Raw genomic sequence first — 18,967 nt, forward strand, 5'->3', positions numbered from 1 at the left:
TGATGAGGGGCTGTTTTTTGATGGCCCGTCCGAACTATCGCATGGAATTTCTGCCTGATGCCTACAGTCGCCCCGCTTGATGTAGACGGCCATTGCGTCGCCGCCGTTTTCCTGAACGACGTGCCGCATTTCGCATTCGCCGACGGCGCGGTGCACAGGCTGGACAATGGCCACAAGACCGTCCAGGCCAATGATGGTCTGCTTGCCGCGGCCTATGATCAGGTCGACGAACGGCTGATCACTGGCGGCGAGGACGGCAAGGTGTTCTCGATCAAGCCTGAAGGTGTTGTCGAGGAACTGGCTGCGGCGGGTCGCAAGTGGATCAGCAGCGTTGCCGCCGGACCGCAGCAAGCGGTTGCCTATGGTGCGGGCAAGAGCGCTTTCGTCCGCTTCAAGGACGGCAAGGTCAAGGAATTCCAGCACCCGCGTACCGTGGAGGGCCTGGCTTTCGCACCGCGTGGCATGCGCATCGCCGTCGCCCGTTACAATGGCGCCACGCTGCACTTCCCGGCCACCGACGGCAAACCGACCGAACTGGAATGGGCCGGCGCGCATACCGGCGTCACCTTCTCGCCGGACGGCAATTTCCTGGTCACCACCATGCAGGAGAACGCCCTGCATGGCTGGAAACTGGCTGATGCCAAGCACATGCGCATGTCGGGTTACCCTGCCAAGGTGAAGAGCCTGTCGTGGAGCGCGCGCGGCAAGTGGCTGGCCAGCTCCGGCGCTCCGGCAGCGATCGTCTGGCCCTTCCAGGCCAAGGACGGGCCGATGGGCAAGGCACCGCTGGAGCTTGGCACACGCGGCAACACGATGGTGACGGCGGTGGCATGCCATCCCACGGAAGAGGTCGTTGCGATCGGCTACGAAGACGGCATGGTGATTGCAGCCCGTTTCCACGACGCCAAGGAAGTCATGCTGCGCCGCCCGGGCAAGGGTGCCATCACCGCATTGACCTGGGACAAGGCCGAGCGTCGGCTGGCGTTTGGCAGCGCCGCCGGTGATTGCGGCATTATCGACATCACGGCCTGATCTCAGCCGGCTGCGCAGAAGGCTTGCGCCGGAGCGCGAGCCCGTCTCGCATGTTAAGGGACAGCAGAGTGATGTTTGCCGCTCCCGCCACAAGTTCGAGCGCCTGCACAGCGACGAATGCCGCATCGAAACGTCCCTCACCGGCCCAACCCGCAAGCGCATAGGCCGACGGCAGCAACACCAGCAGGCCATTGGCGGCGATGAACCGCATGCGGCGCTTCTTGCGCTGGACGACGCGGCTTCTCCAGCCTTTGCCCAGTGAAAAACCGGAGGCGCCGGCCAAAGCCATGGCCGGAATGAGCACGACCATGCCACCGAGAATAGCGGACTTCACCGCTGCGATCGTTTCCACATCCCCCAAGAGTTCGGCCACCACCGTCGACAGCCAAAAACAGGCGACGGCAAGCAGCGCGACGGAACCGGCCGTCGCGTGGATCTTCGCTTTCATTGCGATCTCCCACGATTTGAATAGCATGCTATATATCATTGCATAGCATGCTATTCAATAGCTATTCCTGAGCCATGAGATTCCAGAAAGAACGCTCGGCAGGTTTCCTCGCCAACCAGATGGCACGCCTGTTTGCCAAAGGTCTGCAGCGACGCATCGGCCCGCTGGGCCTGGCGCCTGCGCAATTCATGACCCTGCTTGCGCTGTGGGACGAAGATGGCTTGACCCAGAGTGAACTGGTGCGTCGCCTGGACGTTGAGCAGGCGACCATGGCCAACACCTTGACACGCATGGAGCGCGACGGGCTGATCGAGCGGCGATCCAACCCGTCGGACGGGCGATCGCAGTCCATTCATCTGACGGAAAGGTCGAAACATCTCCGTGACCCGGCCACCGATGCCGCCCGCGCCCAGAACGCAACGGCCTTGGCCGATTTCACCGATCAGGAGAAGGAAATGTTCCTCGCGCTGATGCGCCGCGCCATTGCGGCCATGCATGACGACTGATCTGCGCGCATCGCTGCAGATTTTCTAGCTGAATTTCGAATAAAATCACTGAACCAACACTCCTTTGCCTGGCGGCCAATTGCGGTCTGCGATCGCATTTGCTTAGAGTGCGCCACGCCAACAGGGGGAGTGAATGAGCGTAAGCAAGGGTTCGAACAGCATCATCGGCGGCATCGACGCCAGGCGCATCGCCGAGCTGCGGGCAGCAGAGGCCGAGATTTTCCGAAAAGCCCGTCCGAAATCGCTGGCCCGCACCGGCAATGGCATCGCCGGCTATTTCGACGGCGTGCCGATGCACTGGATGACCGATTGGCCGACGCCGTTCCCGATCCTTGTCGAAAGCGCCAGACGCGCCACCATCATCGATGTCGACGGCAACCAGCTGGACGATTTCTGTCTCGGCGACACCGGTTCCATGTTCGGCCATTCGCCGACACCGGTCGCCCGCGCTATCCGCAGGCAGGCAGGGCGCGGCCTCACCTATATGCTGCCGTCCGAGGATGCGCTGGCCGTTGGCACGTTGCTGCAGGAGCTTTTCGGCCTGCCCTACTGGCAGATCGCGACCACTGCCACCGACGCCAACCGCTTCGCACTGCGCGTCGCGCGCGCCGTGACCGGCCGCGACAAGATCCTCGTCTTCAATGGTGCCTACCATGGCTCCGTCGACGAGACGATGGTGCGCATGAAGGACGGCAAGCCGATCAACCGGCCTGGACTTGCCGGCGAATTCCGGGATCTGACCCAACGCACCAAGATCGTCGAGTTCAACGACCTGCCGGCGCTGGAAGCAGCGCTGAAGGCGAAGGACGTGGCTTGTGTCATTACCGAGCCGGTGCTGACCAATTCCTGCATGGTGCTGCCGCAATCCGGCTTCCACGAGGCGCTCAGGCGCCTGACCCGTGAGACTGGGACGCTGCTGCTGATCGACGAGACGCACACGATTTCGACTGGCCGCGGCGGCTACACGAAAACCCATGGTCTCGAGCCCGACCTCTTCGTCCTCGGCAAGCCCGTCGCTGGTGGCGTGCCGGCGAGCGTCTGGGGCATGAGCGAAGATACCGCCTCGCGTTATGCCGCCTACAACCGAGGCAAGGAGCCCGGCTATTCCGGCATGGGCACGACGCTGTCCGCCAATCCGCTGCAGTTCGCCACCATGCGCGCCACGCTGGAAGAAGTGATGACTGCGGAAAACTACAGCCATATGGAAAGGCTGGCGGATAAACTGGGTACCGGGCTGTCAGCCGCGATAACACGCTATCAATTGCCCTGGCATGTCATGCGTGTCGGTGCCCGCGTCGAGTTCATCTGTGCCCCAGGCCCGCTTGGCAACGGCGCCGAGGCCGAGGGCGCGCATGCACCGGACCTGGAAGCGGCAGTACACGTCGCGCTGGTCAATCGCGGCGTCCTGATCGCCCCGTTCCACAATATGATGCTTATCTCCCCGGTCACCACGGCGGCACAGGTGAAACGGCTGATCGCCGCCTTCACCGAAGTTGCCGCCAAGCTCGCGGCATGAGACAAGCCAGACAACAATCCTTCAGAGTGCAATCATGACTTCACCTTCCGGCTCGACGCCTGCCGAGGCTACGGCGTTCCTCGATGCCCATCCTGAAATCGAAGCCTTTGACATTATCCTGACCGACGCCAACGGCGTCGGTCGAGGCAAGATCCTGCGCCGCCATGAACTCGCCGGCGTCTATGAAAACGGCCGTCATATGCCGATCTCGATCCTCGGCCTCGACATCACCGGGGAAGATGTCCACGAAACCGGCCTGATCTGGGACTCTGGCGACGGCGACCTGCGCGCCTGGCCGATCCCCGGCACGCTGGTGCCGTTGCATGGCACCAATCCGCCGCGTGGTCAGGTCCTGATGGCGATGTATCACCTCGACGGCGAGCCGATGACGTCGGACCCCCGCCATGCGCTGGCTCGCCAGGTCGAGGCGCTGGCCGCCAAGGGTTTCCATCCGGCAGGCGCCTTCGAGCTGGAGTTCTTCCTGCTCGGCAATGAGCGTGACGCCGACGGCAAGGTGCAGCCGGCCAATGCCGTGCTCGACGGGCGCCGCAGCGGCAAGACCGAAGTCTATTCCGTCGACCATCTGCATGGCATGGAGCCGTTGTTCTCCGACATCTACGCCGCCGCCAGGGCGCAAGGCATTCCGGCCGAAACGGTGATCTCTGAATATGCGCCGGGCCAGTACGAGCTGACGCTGAACTACCGCAAGGACGTGATGCGCGCCGCTGATGATCTCATCATGCTGAAGCGGGTGGTGCGCATGCAGGCGCGCCGCCACGGCGTCACCGCCTGTTTCATGGCCAAGCCGATCGAAAAATACGCCGGCTCCGGCATGCATTTCCATGTCTCGCTGCTGGACGACAAGGCCAGGAACGTCTTCACCGAGACCACACCGGGCGCATGGTCGCCGCTGCTGCTCAACGCGCTCGGCGGGCTCGCCGGGACGATGGCCGAATCCATGCTGGTGTTTGCCCCGCACGCCAATTCCTGGCGCCGGTTCGTCTCGCAATCCTATGCCCCGGTTGCGCCGACCTGGGGCGTCAACAACCGCTCGGTGGCTTTGCGCGTTCCGGCAGGCGATGCCAGGAACCGTCGCATCGAACATCGCCCTTCCGGTGTCGATGCCAATCCCTATCTCGTCGCCGCCACCATCCTGGCCGGTGTTGCCAAGGGCATCGAGGAAAAGCTCGATCCGGGTCCGGAAGTTACCGGCAATGGCTATGAGGCGGCGGGCGACACGAAGAACAAGATGCCGATCGACTGGCGGGCAGCGATCGACGCCGCGCGCGGTTCATCCTTCCTGGAGCGCGCGCTCGGACCGGACCTGCACAGGACCTTCGTCGAGATCAAATGGGCGGAATATCTGCGTGTCGCCCGCACGGTCAGCGAGCTCGACTATCACCTCTATCTGCACGAGGTGTAGGCGTCGCCCTGCCCGGTTCGGACAGGGTTAGCGCACCAGGATCGCCCTGAGATCATTGACGTTCGTGCCGGTCGGCCCCGGCACGAAAAGGTCGTCCACGGCGTTGAACGCGGTCCAGGCGTTGTTGCCGGCCAGCATCGCCTTGGCGTCCACGCCATTGCCGCGCATCCGTGTCACGCTGGAGGCGTTGCAGAAAGCGCCCGCATTGTCTTCCGAACCATCGATACCGTCGGTGTCGGCGGCGAAGGCATCGATGCCTTCGACGCCATCGACGCCGATGGCGAAGGCCAGCAGGAATTCCGAATTGCGCCCGCCCTTGCCCTTGGCGCGAAGCGTCACCGTGGTTTCACCCCCGGACAGGATCAGAACCGGCTTCTTGAAAGGCCGGTTGCGCGCAGCGACTTCACGCGCGATCGCGGCATGCACCGACCCAACCTCACGTGCTTCGCCTTCAAGTGCATCCGACAGGATCACCGCCTCGACACCCTGGCGCTTTGCTTCCGCAGCCGCAGCCTCCAGCGAGACGGCGGCGGATGCGATGACATGCACCTCGTTGCGGGCGAATTTCGGATCGTCCGGACGTGGCGCTTCAGACGCCGGCGAGTTGATATGCGCCATCACCGCATCGGGCAGCTTCATACCGTAGGCTTTGATGGCGGCGAGCGCATCGGTACGGTTTGCCTCGTCCGGAACGGTCGGGCCGGAAGCGACGAGCGCCGGATTGTCACCGGGAATGTCGGAAACGATCAGCGACACCACCCTGGCTGGCCATGCGGCAGCAGCGAGGCGCCCTCCCTTGATGGTGGAGACATGCTTGCGGATCGTGTTCATGGCCGAGATTGGCGCACCGGAAGCCAGCAGTGCCTCATTGACGGCGATCTCGTCCGCCAGCGTCAGACCACCGGCCGGCGCCGGCAGCAGCGCGGACCCGCCGCCGCAGACCAGCGCGACAACCAGATCGTCCTCGCCGAGGCCCGAGACGATTTCCTGCAGGCGCTTCGCAGCGGCAAGGCCAGCAGCGTCAGGAACCGGATGGGCGGCCTCCACCACCTCCAGATGTCTGGTCGACGCACCATAGCCGTAACGCGTCACGATCAGCCCCTCGATCGACCCGTCCCATGCCTTTTCAAACGCCGCTGCCATCTGCGCCGAACCCTTGCCGGCACCGATGACGATGGTGCGGCCCTTGGGTTTCGCCGGCAGATGCTTGCGGATCGTCAGCTCCGGGTCCGCCGCAGCCACGGCAGCCTCGAAGATCGCGGTGAGGAAGGCCTTCGGATCAAGGGTCATGGAGAAGCCTTTGTTTAGCGGCGGATGGAGAAGTCAGTCACCGGATGGCGGCAGGGCAAGCTCGGCGCGGTCCACGCCGAGGTGCACGCACAAAGCATCGACCACGACATTGTGGTCTTCGCGTTCTGGCAGCCCGGAAACGGCGATCACACCGATGACGCCAGCGCCTTTGACGGTGACAGGAAAACCGCCGCCGGCCAGCACATATTCGGAGACATCCAGCCCCTCGCCGACCTTGAACGTGCGGTCCGGACGCTGCTGCTCGAGGACCAGGCGATAGGTACTGCGCAGATAGCGCTTCACGACATTGATCTTGCGCCGCGCCCAATCTGGATTTGAGGCATTGGAGCCTGGCATGGCGGCGTAGAACAGCGGACGGTCGAAGGTGCGGATCTCCACGATGATCGGCATGTCTTGCTTCAGCGCCCGCTCGCGGATCGCGCTGCCGATCTCGAACGCAACGGCCTCATCGAAGCGTTCGAAAACCAGCGTCGCCTCCTGACGCTTGATCGTCTCGATATCCTCGCTCGCGGCCATGCTTCCTCCCAGAAGACACGAATGTCCTGTCGCGTTTACGGCAAACTGCCCTTGGAGCAATTCCAGGAAAAGCACGCAGCGGTTTTCTGTCCGGAATTGCGTGAAAACAAAGAGTTAGAGCGTTTCCGCGTTTCCGTTAAAAAACGGAAACGCTCTAGGGTCAAGGGCAGATCAGGGATTCGCCATCATCAGGTCGCTCTTGGCCGGCTTTCCGGCGACATAAACCTCGCGCACGACCCGGTCGTCGCCGACCGTCTGCAGCAGGAACAGCTCCTCGGCCAGCGAGTTGATGCGTTCCGAACGCACCTGCAGCAGCGGCGTCGCCCGACTGTCGAGCACGACGATGTCGGCGTCGGTTCCCGCCTCCAGCGTACCGACACGGTCGGCTACCGAGAGCGCCTCGGCATTGCCGCGCGTGACCTGCCAGAACGACTGGAACGGATTGAGCTTTTCGCCCTGCAGCGCGATGATCTTGTAACCCTCGTCCATGGTACGCAGCATCGAATAGTTGGTACCGCCTCCCACATCCGTCGCCGTCGAAATGCGCAGCGGCTTCTTGCGGCTGCGATAGCCCTGATAGGCGAACAGGCCCGATCCAAGGAAAAGGTTGGAGGTCGGACAGAAGACGGCGACCGCGCCGGTGTCCGACAGGACATCGGCTTCGCGCTCGGAAAGGTGAATGCAATGGCCGAGAAGGGTTTTCGGGCCCATCAGGCCATAGTGCTCGTAAACGTGGGTATAGTCCTTCGACCAGGGATAGAGCTCCTGGGTGAAGGCGATCTCGGCGTGGTTCTCGGAAAGATGCGTCTGGATATGCAGGTCCGGATGCTCGCGGGCGAGCGCCTGCGCCATTTCCATCTGCTCCGGGGTGGAGGTGATGGCGAAACGTGGCGTGATCGCGTAGAGGCCACGGCCCTTGCCATGCCAGGCGGCGATGAGCGCCTTAGTGTCGTCGTAGCTCGATTGCGGCGTATCGTGTACGGCTTCGAGCGCATTGCGGTCCATCATCACCTTGCCGGCGATGACCAGCATGCCGCGATCGTAGGCCTCGGCAAAGAAAGCTTCCGCCGACTGCTTGTGCACCGAGCAGTAGGCGGCCACCGTCGTGGTGCCCTGACGGATCATCTCGTCGAGGAACAGCCGGGAAATACGGCGGCCATGCTGCGCGTTCTCGAACTTCGACTCCTCGGGGAATGTGTAGGTGTTGAGCCAGTCGAGCAGTTCGGCGCCGTAGCTGGCGATGATCTGCATCTGCGGCATGTGTACATGCGCATCGATGAAAACCAGGCAGCAGCAGATGCGGGCGATGATCGATCACGCGTGCAGCGGAACCGGCGCGCGCTGATACCTCGGCGTAGGAGCCCGAAGCGACGATCTTGCCGTTGGCGACGAGTACCGCGCCGTCTTCCTCATAGGCATAGGCGGCGCGATCATCGATCGTTTCCGGCCAGCGCAGGAAGGACAGGGTGCGGCCGCGCAGCAGTGTTGTGGTCATTGTCGCTCTTGCTTCCGTATCAAATTTCACTTCGCCATCCGCTTCGCAGACACCTTCGCCCCGAAAGAGGATGGTCTTGCTGCCCGATCCCTGCCCACCGGTGGTCCGGCACGAAGGTGTCGGCGAAACGGATCGACCGACATCCCTTCCGGGTGCCGACGATGCTTACTTCTTCTTGCCGGCTTCCTCGAACCAGGTGACCAGCAGCGCACGCTCCTGGTCGGTGATCTGGGTGACGTTGCCGGGTGGCATGGCATGGCTGCGGCCGGCCTGCAGATAGATCTCGCGGGCGTGTTCGGCAATCGTCGCGTCGCTGTCCAGGATCACGCCCTTGGGTGCGTGATAGATGCCTTCATAGACCGGCTCCTGCGTATGGCACATGGAGCAGCGGCCGAGGACGGCGTCGCGCGCCGCCGGAAAATGCGTGGAGGTCGTATAGACCTCCGCCGCGGAAGAGACCTTCTGCTCGCCTGTCAGCACCTTCGGCACGGTCGACAGCCAGATGATGATGATGAACAGGATGGTTGCCGCCAGCCAGGTCCAGGTCGGGTTGCCCTTGCGGGCATGCTGGGTGTTGAAGAAGTGGCGGATCAGCACGCCGATCAGGAACACCAGCGAGGCGATGATCCAGTTGAACTGCGTGCCGAACGCCAGCGGATAATGGTTCGACAGCATCAGGAACAACACCGGCAGCGTCAGGTAGTTGTTGTGCGTCGAGCGGGTCTTGGCGATCTTGCCATATTTCGGATCAGGCTTGCGGCCGGCGATGAGGTCGGCGACCACGATCTTCTGGTTCGGGATGATGACCATGAAGACGTTGGCCGACATGATCGTGGCGGTGATGGCGCCAAGATGGAGGAAGGCGGCGCGGCCGGTGAAGAGGTGCGTCAGGCCCCAGGCCATGAAGACCAGGATCCCGTAGAGAACCAGCATCAGCAGCGTGTCGTGGTTGCGGAGCGGCGAACGGCACAGGAGATCGTAGACGATCCAGCCGGAAGCCAGGCAGGCGAGCGAAATCAGGATGGCGACCGGCGCCGATACGTCGAGCACATTGCGGTCGATGAGGAAAAGGTCCGCGCCGGCATAATAGACGATCGCCAGCATGGCGAAGCCGGACAGCCAGGTGGCGTAGGATTCCCATTTGAACCAGGTCAGGTGTTCGGGCATCTCGGCCGGCGCCACCAGGTATTTCTGGATGTGGTAGAAGCCGCCGCCATGGACCTGCCACTCCTCGCCATGGGCACCCGCCGGCAGGCCGGGCCGCTGGCGCAGACCAAGGTCAAGCGCGACGAAATAGAAAGACGAGCCGATCCAGGCGATGCCGGTGATGACGTGCAGCCATCGCACCGCGAATGCCACCCAATCCCAGAAAATCACATAGTCGAGCATGCTCCACCCCTTCGTGCCGGTCAGTCGACATTACGGACTGGCGCGCAAATCGAAAGAGGCGGGCGACACGATGACTTTCAAAAAAAATTGGAAAATAGTAGCCTGCTATCAAAATCAGGCGCAAAGGGGACGTCCTGGACAATGGCATATCTCGACAACATCGCCGTCTTCGTTCGCGTCGTCGAATTGGGCAACCTGTCGGCGGCGGGGCGCGACATGCGCATTTCGCCAGCTGTCGCGTCAAACCGCATCAAGGAACTCGAAAAACACCTTGGCGTGCGCCTGTTCAACCGCACGACAAGGCAATTGATGCCGACAGAGCATGGAACCGTGTTCTATTCCGGCGCCAAGCAGGTACTGGATGCCATCGTCGAGGCGGAAGCAGCCGTCGCCGCCCTCTCCGGCCAGCCGCGCGGCACCATTCGCGTCACCGCGCCGCTCGGGCTCGGACGGCGTCTGATCGCCTCCGGCATTCCCGATTTTCACGATACCTATCCCGATATCGAGGTGCGCCTGCGCCTGTCCGACCACAATGTCGATATCCTGAAGGAAGGCATCGACGTGGCATTCCGGCTCGGCGTGATCGAGGATTCATCACTCAGGATGCGCGGCATCATGGAGTGCGAGCGCGTGCTGGTCGCCTCGCCGAAATATCTCGCAGCGCGCGGCGAACCGACCGATTCCAGCGAGCTCATCGGCAGGAAGCATGACTGCCTGATGCTGCGCTATCCCGGCAGCAGGGAGTTCTTCTGGATGCTGCAGACACCGGAAGGCGTGGTGAAATTCGAGGTACATGGCCCCTTCGACAGCGACGACGGCGATGTGCTGACCGAATGGGCGCTGGCCGGCCGCGGCATCATCAACAAGCCGCGCTTCGAGGTCGAACCGTACATCCGTGACAAGCGCTTGCAGGTAATCCTGACCAAAACACCACCGACGCCAGTGCAGTTTGCCGCGGTCTATCCGCACAAGAAACTGCAGGACCCCAAGGTGCGGCTGCTGCTCGATTTCATGGCCGACCGCTGCCAGAAACTGATCCGCGACATCCTGGCCGGGAAATAGCAGGAACCATAGGGCCAGCCTGTTCGTTGCGGCTTGCGTGGGGGACAGGAAGGCGTCACTTTTCCGCCGCCAGCCGATCCTGCCAGCCTCCCACTCGAAAACAGGAGACCCCGATGGCCGACATCCAGACCAGGAACGACTTGAAATCCAACACGCGAACGACCGCGATCGCCATCCTGAACGCGCGGCTCGCCGAAGCCATCGATCTCGCGCTGATCACCAAGCAGGCACACTGGAACGTCAAAGGTCCGCAATTCATCGCCATCCACGAAATGCTCGACGGATTCCGTACCGAGCTGGACGGTCATGTCGACACCATCGCCGAACGTGCGGTACAGCTCGGCGGCACCGCACACGGCACCTTGCAGGACGTCGCCAAGACGACCACGCTGAAGCCCTATCCGACCGACATCCACAAGACCAAGGATCATCTGGCCGCGCTGATCGACCGCTATGCCGCTGTCGCGAAATCCGCCCGCACAGCGATCGATGAAGCCGACGAGGCCGGCGATGCCGACACGGCCGATATCTTCACCGCCTATTCGCGCGCACTCGACAAGTCGCTTTGGTTCCTGGAGGCCCACACGCAGGAAAAAGAGTGAAAGACGAGGCGTAACGCCTCAGGCGGCTTCCACGCCGGCCTTGACCTGATGCCGGACCAGCGCCGTCATCATCTCTGAAGCGGCAAGTGCCGCTATAACCGGCGGCCGCTTGTCCTTCACGGCATCGCCGCCGATCGGCGAGACAAGCCGTTCGAATTCCATCTCCGAGCCATTGGCGGTCTTCAGGAACCAGTTCCTGAAGGTCGCCTTCTTGGTCCTGGAGCCGATCATGCCAACGTAGGCAGTGTCACTGCGCTTCAGGGCTTCGGCAGCGATCAGGAAATCCAGCGCATGATCGTGGGTGAGCACCGCGAATGCCGAGCCCGCCGGCGCCCGCCGGACCATCTCCTCGGGCATCGCGGTCAGCCTGCGTCTCGACCGCTTCGGTGATGCCTTCCAATTCCTCGGCACGCGTTTCCACGACGACCACATGGATGGGCAGCAACGATACCGAGGCGGCAAGCGCCTTGCCGACATGGCCGCCACCGAAAATATAGAGATGTGGCAAGTGCTCTTCTTCGGCTTCAGCCGCAACGATCAATCCAGCAGCCATGGCGCCATCCACCAGCCTGATCAGCACCTCGACGCGACCGCCGCAGCACTGGCCTATCTCCGGCCCCAGCGGCACATCGAGCGTCGCGCAGACTTCCTGGACATCGATGCGTTGCATCGCGGGCTGCCCGCCCTTGCGTACCGGCAGCACGCCCGACATTTGTCTCGCCTTGTCGATCGCCATGTATTCGAGCTGGCCGCCGCCGATCGTGCCATAGGTCGTCTCGGGCGACACCAGCATGTAGGCACCCTTCTCGCGCGGCGTCGAGCCTCGCGTGCCGGCCACTTCGACCAGAGCGACCGGGCCAGGGCCAGCCAGAAACTCTCTCAGATCCTGTACTTTCGAGGTCATGATCGCATTCCCACCTCGGGAATATAACACTTGTTGCGTCGGATTGCCCGCGCGGCAGGCTCACGCCTTGCTACGCGCTTCCTTCTTCAGCCGCTCGACCGCCATCAGCACGCGCTCCGGTGTTGCCGGTGCATCGAGGCGCGGGCTGATCTTGTGATCGGCCACGCTGGCCACCGCGTCGGAGAGTGCCTGCAAAACCGAAATACCGAGCGGCAAGGGTGGTTCGCCGACCGCTTTGGAACGATGGATCGTCGGTTCATAGGCCTGCGACCAGTCGGTCAAGGCGACATTGAAGATCTTCGGCCGATCGGACGCCAGCGGGATCTTGTAGGTCGATGGCGCGTGCGTGCGCAGCCGGCCCTTGCCATCCCACCACAATTCCTCGGTTGTCAGCCAGCCCATGCCTTGGACGAAACCACCCTCGACCTGCCCGATATCGATCGCCCGGTTCAGTGAGCGGCCGGTGTCGTGCAGGATATCGGTGCGTTCGACGACATATTCGCCGGTCAAGGTGTCGATCGAAACTTCCGAGCACGCGGCGCCATAGGCGTAATAATAGAAGGCGTGGCCCCGGCCCTTGGCGCGATCCCAGTGGATCTTCGGCGTCTTGTAATGCCCTGCCGCCGAAAGCTGGATGCGGTTGAGATAGGCCTGTTTGACCAGCTCGTTGAAGGAGATCTCCTGGTTGCCGATGCGGACGCGGTTGGGCAGGAACACCACCTGATCGGCCGGCACGGAGTATTTTTCCGCCGCGAAGTCGATCAACCGGTCCTTGATCTGGCGCGCCGCGTTCTGGGCAGCCATGCCGTTGAGATCGGCACCCGAGGATGCAGCCGTCGGCGCCGTGTTTGGTACCTTGGCCGTGGTCGTCGCTGTGATCTTCACCCGTTCCAGATCGATCTGGAACTCCTCGGCCACCACCTGCGCCACCTTGAGATGGAGGCCCTGCCCCATCTCGGTGCCGCCATGGTTCATATGCACCGAACCGTCATTGTAGATATGCACCAGCGCGCCGGCCTGGTTGGACTCGGTCTTGGTGAACGAGATGCCGAACTTGACCGGGGTGAGTGCAATGCCGCGCTTGATGAAACGGCTGTTGGCATTGAAAGCCGCGATCTCGCGACGGCGGCCGGCATAGTCGGCGCTCGCCTCCAGCTCCGCGACGATGCGGTGGATGATATTGTCCTCGACCTTCTGGTGATAGGGCGTGACGTTGCGTTCGCCGGTCGCGCCCATGGCGTCGTAGAAGTTCAACTTGCGGATCTCGAGCGGATCCTTGCCGACGGCGAACGCCACCTCCTCGATGACGCGTTCCGCGCCGACCATGCCCTGCGGCCCACCGAAGCCACGGAAGGCGGTGTTGGACACGGTGTTGGTATAGAGCGGCGCCGAGTTGGCGTGCACGTTCGGGTAGAAATAAGCGTTGTCGCAGTGGAACAGCGCACGGTCGCCGACCGGACCGGACAGGTCCGCCGAGAAGCCGGCATTGAGCGCGAACATGAAGTCGACACCAAGGATGTTGCCCTCGTCGTCGAAGCCGACATCGTAGTCAATGACAAAGTCGTGCCGCTTGCCGGTCGCCGTCATGTCCTCGTCGCGGTCGAGGCGCACCTTGACCGCACGCTTGTGTTTCTTGGCGGCAATGGCAGCGATGGCGGCGCACTGGTTGGCCTGCGTCTCCTTGCCGCCGAAACCGCCGCCCATACGCCGCACTTCCACCGTGACCGCGTGGCTCGGCACGCCGAGCACATAGGCGACGAGGTGCTGCGTTTCACTCGGCCCCTGCGTCGAGCAATGGACGACGACCTCGTCATCCTCTCCGGGAACAGCGAGGGAAACCTGGCCTTCCAGATAGAAATGGTCCTGTCCGCCGAGCTTCATGCGGTTCTTGATGCGGCGCGGCGCTGCGGCGATAGCCGCGTCCGGGTCACCACGCTTCAGGGTCAGCGGCGTCACCACCTGCCTGTCCTTCAAAGGATCGAGGTCCCAGATGTTGAGTATCGCCGGCAGTTCTTCGTATTCGATCCTGGCCAGGCGCGCGGCGCTGCGCGCCGCTTCGCGGGTCTCGGCGATGACCGCGAAGATCGGTTGGCCGTGGAACTGCACCTTGCCTTCGGCAAAGACCGGATCGTCATGCATGCCGCTGGGGGAGACATCGTTTTCGCCGGGCACGTCCTCGTAGGTCAGCACGTCGACCACGCCCGGCGCGTTGCGCACGGCGGACAGGTCGACCTTCTTCAGCCTGGCGTGCGTGACGGTCGAGAGACCGAGGCCGACATGCAGCGTTCCCGCAGGTTCCGGCAGGTCATCGATATAGACCGCGGTGCCGGCAACATGCTTGTGCGCGGAATCGTGGCGCTGGTCGGTATGAACACCGCCGACGATCTTCTGCGCCTTGAGGTTGGGAGTATGTTTGGTCATCTCACGCCGCCCTGTTCCGCGACACCTGGAATGGCGCCTTGGTGCCGGTGGTCTCGGTGTAGAAGCGCAGCAGAAGGTTCCTTGCCGCCAGCGCCCGGTATTCGGCGGTCGCACGCATATCGGTGAGTGGCGCGAAGTCTTCGGCGTATCTGGCCATCGCCGCTTCCACAGTTTCCTCGGTCCACGGCTTGCCGACCAGCGCCTTCTCAACCGCACTCGCCCGCTTTGGCGTCGCCGCCATGCCGCCATAGGCAATGCGGATCGATGCCACCGTGCCATCCTTGGCGAGCTTCAGGCTGAAAGCGCCGAGCGTCGCAGTGATGTCCTCGTCGCGTCGCTTGGTGATCTTGTAGACCGCGAACCTGTCACCCTTGTCCGGGATCGGCACATGCACGGCTTCGACGAACTCGCCCGGCTGCCGGTCCTGCTTGCCATAGGCAATGAAGAACTTCTCGAGCGAAATGGTGCGGCGCTTCTTGCCCTTGCGCAGGGTGAGCTTCGCGTCGAGCGCGATCAGCGGCGGCGGCGTGTCACCGATGGGTGAACCGTTGGCGATGTTGCCACCAATCGTGCCCATGTTGCGGACCTGCTGGCCGCCGATGCGGTCGATGAGCGGTCCGAGCGCCGGTATGCGTTTGGCCAGCAGGGAGAAGGCTTCGGTGTAGGTGACGCCAGCGCCGATCGAGATGACACCCTTGTCCTCGGAGATCGTGCGCAGCCCTTCGATCCCGGCGATAAAGACCACCGGCGAGATGTCGCGCATATGCTTGGTCACCCAAAGGCCGACATCAGTCGAGCCTGCGACGATGGTGGCCTGCGGTTCGGCTTCCAGCACCCTGGCGAAGTCATCGACGTCAGCCGGCACGATGAAGCGGTCCTTGCCGGTGCCGACCTCGACGCGAGAGCCGTCCTGAAGTTCTGTCAGACGTGAGATCACGGACTTGCGCTCGGCCTGCAGCGGATCCTTCGCTGCCTTGCCGTAGCTGGAAATGGCACGGGCGGCGCGCATGATCGCCTCATAGCCGGTGCAGCGGCAGAGATTGCCCTGCAGCGCCTTCTCGATTTCGGCGTCGGACGGCTCTGGCGACTTCATCCAGAGCGCGTAGAGCGACATGACGAAACCCGGCGTGCAGAAGCCGCATTGCGAACCATGGAAATCCACCATCGCCTGCTGCACGGGATGCAGCGTGTCCTCCGTGCCGGCGAGATGTTCTATGGTCACGACATGGGTGGCATCGAGCGAGCCCATGAAGCGGATGCAGGCGTTGACGCTCTCATAGACCAGCTTGCCAGCGACCAGCTTGCCGACCAGGACCGTACAAGCGCCGCAGTCGCCCTCGGCGCAGCCTTCCTTGGATCCCTTCAACGAGCGCGACAGGCGCAGCCAGTCGAGCAGCGTCTGGTCCGGCGCAACATCGCTCAGAGCGACATCGCGGCCGTTGAGGATGAAGCGCAGCTCGGAGCGGGTCTTCAACTTGGCCATTGCTCAGCTTCCCCGGTAGGTCGAATAGCTGTAGGGCGAGATCAACAACGGTACGTGATAGTGCTTGGCCTCGGCCATGCCGAAACGGATCGGCACGATGTCCAGGAAAGCCGGTTCGGGCAACTCGGTGCCGGAGCGGCGCAGGTAGTCGCCGGCCGAGAAAATCAGCTCATATTCACCGAGCTTGAATTCGTCACCGGCCAGAAGCGGTGCGTCGCAGCGGCCGTCGCTGTTGGTGGTCACACTCTTCAAATGCGTGCGTTTGCCGTCCTCGAGACGGAACAGATCGACGAGCAGGCCGGCCGCCGGCTTGCCGGTCGCCGTATCCAGCACATGCGTCGTCAGACGCCCGCCATTGTTGTGCGACGTTTCCGCCAATTGCCGCCTCCCATTCCGGTACAATCGAACATAGTGATGAATTGTGCGCCAATTAAAGGCGATGGATAAGCCCTGGTCGAGCGGACGGCACCAAAAAGCACTTTCAAAAATTTCGTGGTAATGGCGGTGCAAAGCTTTGGATATCTTGGGCCCACTTCCGGAGCAACCGGCAGGGAGGAATGATGCGTTACGTACGGGACATGCGTGGCTACGGAGCCAACCCGCCAGACCCGAAATGGCCGGGTGGCGCCCATGTCGCCGTGCAATTCGTCGTCAACTACGAAGAAGGCGGCGAGAACTGCATCCTGCATGGCGATGCTGCCTCTGAGGCTTTCCTGTCGGAAGTGGTCGGCGCCGCTCCCTGGCCTGGCAAGCGCCATTGGAATATGGAATCGATCTACGAATATGGCGCCCGCGCCGGCTTCTGGCGGCTGCATCGCATGTTCACCGAAGCGGGCGTACCTGTGACGGTCTATGGTGTCGCTTCGGCACTCGCGCGCTCGCCCGATCATGTCGCCGCGATGGACGCCGCCGGCTGGGAGATCGCCTCGCACGGTCTCAAATGGATCGACTATCGCGACCACGACGAAGCAGATGAAAAGCGCGACCTCGACGAAGCGATCCGCCTGCATAAGGAAGTCGTGGGCGAGCGCCCGACCGGCCTCTATCTCGGCCGTACCTCGGTGAATTCAGTGAAGCTGGCGGCTGCCGAAGGTGGATTTGCCTGGATCTCCGACACCTATGACGACGACCTGCCCTACTGGCTCGACCATGACGGCCACGGCAACGCCATACCGCCGCAGCTTGTCATCCCCTACACGCTTGATGCCAATGACATGCGCTTCGCCACCCCGCAGGGTTTCAATTCGGGCGACCAGTTCTTCGCCTACCTGAAGGACGCATTCGACACACTGTATGCCGAAGGCAAGGCCGGGCGCGGCGGCATGATGAGCATCGGCCTGCATTGCCGCCTGATCGGCCGGCCGGGACGCGCCGCGGCACTGCAGCGCTTCATCGACTATGTGAAGGGCCACGACAAGGTCTGGCTGCCACGCCGCATCGATATCGCCAATCACTGGCGTGACCATCATCCCTACGAACCGGCAGCCCTGCGCCCATCGCGCATGGACAGGCCGGAATTCGTGCAGCGCTTCGGTGGTATCTTCGAACACTCGCCATGGATTGCCGAGCGCGCGTTCGAACTGGAACTCGGGCCTGCGCATGACAGCGCCGGCGGCCTGCACAATGCACTCTGCCGTGCTTTCCGTTCGGCTTCCGAGACCGAACGTCTCGGTGTGCTGACCGCGCACCCGGACCTTGCCGGCAAGCTGGCGCAGGCAAAGCGGCTGACCGAGGACTCGACCAGGGAGCAGGCGTCCGCCGGGCTCGATGCGCTGACCGACGCCGAGCGCGAGCTGTTCTCCAAGCTGAACGCCGCCTACGTTACCACCTTCGGCTTCCCCTTCATCATCGCGGTGAAGGGCAAGACCAAGGAAGAGATCCTGTCGGCTTTCGAGACCCGCATCGGCAACGGTCGCGGAGAGGAATTCGAAACCGCCTGCAGGCAGGTCGAACGCATCGCGCTGCTGCGCCTCAAGGAAATACTGCCCAAATAGGTCTGAACTGATGGATATGATGAAGATGGCCGATCGCACCTATTACGCGCCGAAAGGTGGACTGCCGCCGCAGACCGACCTGATCACCGACCGCGCGGTGTTCACAGAAGCCTATGCGGTCATCCCCAAACGTGAGTTCAGCGACATCGTCACCTCCTACCTGCCGGGCTGGGACAAGACACGGCTGTGGATCATCGCCCGGCCGCTGTCGGGCTTCGCCGAGACCTTCTCGCAATACATCATGGAAGTGCAGCCGGGCGGTGGCAGTGACAGGCCTGAACCGGACAGCGGGGCCGAAGGCGTGCTGTTCGTGGTCGAAGGCGAGGTCACCGTCACGCTTGGCGGCAAGAGCCACGAGATGAAGCCGGGCGGTTACGCTTTCCTGCCGCCGTCAAGCGGCTGGACATTGCGCAACAACGGCAAGGCGACCACGCGTTTCCACTGGATCCGCAAAGCCTATGAAAAGGCCGAGGGCGTCGATGTGCCCGAGCCGATCTTCGCCAATGAGAACGATATCGCCCCCAATCCGATGCCGGATACCGAAGGCCGCTGGGCAACGACCCGTTTCGTCGATCCTCTGGACCTGCGTCACGACATGCATGTCACCATCGTCACGTTCGAACCGGGCGGCATCATTCCGTTCCCGGAAACGCATGTGATGGAGCACGGGCTCTACGTGCTGGAAGGCAAGGCGGTCTACCGTCTCAACCAGGACTGGGTGGAAGTGCAGGCCGGTGATTACATGTGGCTACGCGCGTTCTGCCCGCAGGCCTGTTACGCAGGGGGGCCGGGCAAGTTCCGCTACCTGCTCTACAAGGATGTCAACCGTCACGCCAAGCTCGGTGGTTTTGGACGCTAACACCCA

Annotated in this window: 15 protein-coding genes and 2 pseudogenes; 8 read left to right on the top strand and 9 right to left on the bottom strand. The window is 62.8% G+C overall.

From position 1 onward, the window contains the following. Window positions 1-57 precede the first annotated feature (57 nt). Window positions 58-1,032 (top strand): WD40 repeat domain-containing protein, encoded by a 975-nt coding sequence (locus ACFJIU_RS17795; protein WP_379062022.1) that lies wholly within the window; start codon window positions 58-60, stop codon window positions 1,030-1,032. Here the strand turns inward: ACFJIU_RS17795 and ACFJIU_RS17800 are convergent. Next, the gene (locus ACFJIU_RS17800) at window positions 1,022-1,480 is read right to left on the bottom strand and encodes a hypothetical protein (RefSeq protein WP_379062025.1); all 459 of its coding nucleotides are present in this window, start codon (window positions 1,478-1,480) and stop codon (window positions 1,022-1,024) included. The two genes, ACFJIU_RS17795 and ACFJIU_RS17800, sit on opposite strands and share 11 nt — an antisense overlap. 74 nt (window positions 1,481-1,554) lie before the next feature. Between ACFJIU_RS17800 and ACFJIU_RS17805 the strand changes: the two genes are divergently transcribed. From ACFJIU_RS17805 to ACFJIU_RS17815, 3 genes are all read left to right on the top strand, one after another. After that, entirely contained in the window at window positions 1,555-1,986 is a 432-nt protein-coding gene (locus tag ACFJIU_RS17805; protein WP_379062027.1) for a MarR family winged helix-turn-helix transcriptional regulator, read from the top strand. Between the two features lie 133 nt (window positions 1,987-2,119). Next, window positions 2,120-3,502 carry an aspartate aminotransferase family protein gene (locus tag ACFJIU_RS17810; RefSeq protein ID WP_379062029.1) on the top strand — a complete coding sequence of 461 codons (1,383 nt, stop codon included), beginning with the start codon at window positions 2,120-2,122 and terminating at the stop codon, window positions 3,500-3,502. Between the two features lie 34 nt (window positions 3,503-3,536). Next, window positions 3,537-4,925: a glutamine synthetase family protein gene (locus ACFJIU_RS17815; RefSeq protein ID WP_379062031.1), complete on the top strand. Its 1,389-nt coding sequence runs from the start codon at window positions 3,537-3,539 to the stop codon at window positions 4,923-4,925. A 27-nt stretch (window positions 4,926-4,952) separates the two neighbouring features. Here ACFJIU_RS17815 and ACFJIU_RS17820 read toward each other — a convergent pair whose 3' ends face one another. From ACFJIU_RS17820 to ACFJIU_RS17835, 4 genes and pseudogenes are all read right to left on the bottom strand, one after another. Further along, window positions 4,953-6,215: a glycerate kinase gene (locus ACFJIU_RS17820; protein ID WP_379062033.1), complete on the bottom strand. Its 1,263-nt coding sequence runs from the start codon at window positions 6,213-6,215 to the stop codon at window positions 4,953-4,955. 33 nt (window positions 6,216-6,248) lie between these two features. Continuing rightward, window positions 6,249-6,752, bottom strand: coding sequence for a heme-degrading domain-containing protein (locus ACFJIU_RS17825; protein WP_379062035.1), 504 nt, complete (start codon window positions 6,750-6,752; stop codon window positions 6,249-6,251). Between the two features lie 171 nt (window positions 6,753-6,923). Then, window positions 6,924-8,247 (bottom strand): annotated as a pseudogene (guaD, locus tag ACFJIU_RS17830) (guanine deaminase). A gap of 165 nt (window positions 8,248-8,412) precedes the next feature. Beyond that, on the bottom strand, window positions 8,413-9,636 hold the full coding sequence (locus ACFJIU_RS17835; RefSeq protein ID WP_379062037.1) for a urate hydroxylase PuuD: 1,224 nt from the start codon (window positions 9,634-9,636) through the stop codon (window positions 8,413-8,415). 141 nt (window positions 9,637-9,777) lie between these two features. Here ACFJIU_RS17835 and ACFJIU_RS17840 point away from each other — a divergent pair, with 141 nt between their 5' ends. Then, window positions 9,778-10,698 carry a LysR family transcriptional regulator gene (locus ACFJIU_RS17840; RefSeq protein ID WP_129410866.1) on the top strand — a complete coding sequence of 307 codons (921 nt, stop codon included), beginning with the start codon at window positions 9,778-9,780 and terminating at the stop codon, window positions 10,696-10,698. A 113-nt stretch (window positions 10,699-10,811) separates the two neighbouring features. Continuing rightward, window positions 10,812-11,300: a DNA starvation/stationary phase protection protein Dps gene (gene dps / locus ACFJIU_RS17845; protein ID WP_379062040.1), complete on the top strand. Its 489-nt coding sequence runs from the start codon at window positions 10,812-10,814 to the stop codon at window positions 11,298-11,300. 18 nt (window positions 11,301-11,318) lie between these two features. Here dps and xdhC read toward each other — a convergent pair. The 4 genes and pseudogenes from xdhC to uraH all read right to left on the bottom strand — a co-directional run bounded on the left by xdhC (window position 11,319) and on the right by uraH (window position 16,486). Continuing rightward, window positions 11,319-12,204: pseudogene (gene xdhC / locus ACFJIU_RS17850) on the bottom strand (xanthine dehydrogenase accessory protein XdhC). A gap of 60 nt (window positions 12,205-12,264) precedes the next feature. Next, complete coding sequence (gene xdhB / locus ACFJIU_RS17855; protein WP_379062042.1) at window positions 12,265-14,625, bottom strand: xanthine dehydrogenase molybdopterin binding subunit; 2,361 nt, start codon at window positions 14,623-14,625, stop codon at window positions 12,265-12,267. Window position 14,626: 1 nt separating this feature from the next. Next, entirely contained in the window at window positions 14,627-16,108 is a 1,482-nt protein-coding gene (gene xdhA / locus ACFJIU_RS17860) for a xanthine dehydrogenase small subunit (RefSeq protein WP_379062044.1), read from the bottom strand. Between the two features lie 3 nt (window positions 16,109-16,111). Beyond that, a complete protein-coding gene (gene uraH, locus ACFJIU_RS17865; RefSeq protein ID WP_379062047.1) occupies window positions 16,112-16,486 on the bottom strand; it encodes a hydroxyisourate hydrolase in 375 nt (124 codons plus the stop codon). Between the two features lie 182 nt (window positions 16,487-16,668). Here uraH and puuE point away from each other — a divergent pair, with 182 nt between their 5' ends. Next, window positions 16,669-18,102, top strand: a complete 1,434-nt coding sequence (gene puuE / locus ACFJIU_RS17870) for an allantoinase PuuE (RefSeq protein ID WP_379073148.1) — start codon at window positions 16,669-16,671, stop codon at window positions 18,100-18,102. Window positions 18,103-18,127: 25 nt separating this feature from the next. Continuing rightward, window positions 18,128-18,961 (top strand): bifunctional allantoicase/(S)-ureidoglycine aminohydrolase, encoded by an 834-nt coding sequence (locus ACFJIU_RS17875; protein ID WP_379062049.1) that lies wholly within the window; start codon window positions 18,128-18,130, stop codon window positions 18,959-18,961. The last annotated feature ends 6 nt before the right edge of the window (window positions 18,962-18,967 follow it).

It is taken from the genome of Mesorhizobium sp. UC74_2 (assembly GCF_042701485.1).
Classification (GTDB): Bacteria; Pseudomonadota; Alphaproteobacteria; order Rhizobiales; family Rhizobiaceae; genus Mesorhizobium.

Bases quoted from the DNA above. Each gene is read 5' to 3' on its own strand.
- ACFJIU_RS17795 (WP_379062022.1), top strand. From the start codon at position 58: ATGCCTACAGTCGCCCCGCTTGATGTAGACGGCCATTGCGTCGCCGCC.
- ACFJIU_RS17800 (WP_379062025.1), bottom strand. From the start codon at position 1,480: ATGAAAGCGAAGATCCACGCGACGGCCGGTTCCGTCGCGCTGCTTGCC.
- ACFJIU_RS17805 (WP_379062027.1), top strand. From the start codon at position 1,555: ATGAGATTCCAGAAAGAACGCTCGGCAGGTTTCCTCGCCAACCAGATG.
- ACFJIU_RS17810 (WP_379062029.1), top strand. From the start codon at position 2,120: ATGAGCGTAAGCAAGGGTTCGAACAGCATCATCGGCGGCATCGACGCC.
- ACFJIU_RS17815 (WP_379062031.1), top strand. From the start codon at position 3,537: ATGACTTCACCTTCCGGCTCGACGCCTGCCGAGGCTACGGCGTTCCTC.
- ACFJIU_RS17820 (WP_379062033.1), bottom strand. From the start codon at position 6,215: ATGACCCTTGATCCGAAGGCCTTCCTCACCGCGATCTTCGAGGCTGCC.
- ACFJIU_RS17825 (WP_379062035.1), bottom strand. From the start codon at position 6,752: ATGGCCGCGAGCGAGGATATCGAGACGATCAAGCGTCAGGAGGCGACG.
- ACFJIU_RS17835 (WP_379062037.1), bottom strand. From the start codon at position 9,636: ATGCTCGACTATGTGATTTTCTGGGATTGGGTGGCATTCGCGGTGCGA.
- ACFJIU_RS17840 (WP_129410866.1), top strand. From the start codon at position 9,778: ATGGCATATCTCGACAACATCGCCGTCTTCGTTCGCGTCGTCGAATTG.
- dps (WP_379062040.1), top strand. From the start codon at position 10,812: ATGGCCGACATCCAGACCAGGAACGACTTGAAATCCAACACGCGAACG.
- xdhB (WP_379062042.1), bottom strand. From the start codon at position 14,625: ATGACCAAACATACTCCCAACCTCAAGGCGCAGAAGATCGTCGGCGGT.
- xdhA (WP_379062044.1), bottom strand. From the start codon at position 16,108: ATGGCCAAGTTGAAGACCCGCTCCGAGCTGCGCTTCATCCTCAACGGC.
- puuE (WP_379073148.1), top strand. From the start codon at position 16,669: ATGCGTTACGTACGGGACATGCGTGGCTACGGAGCCAACCCGCCAGAC.
- ACFJIU_RS17875 (WP_379062049.1), top strand. From the start codon at position 18,128: ATGGCCGATCGCACCTATTACGCGCCGAAAGGTGGACTGCCGCCGCAG.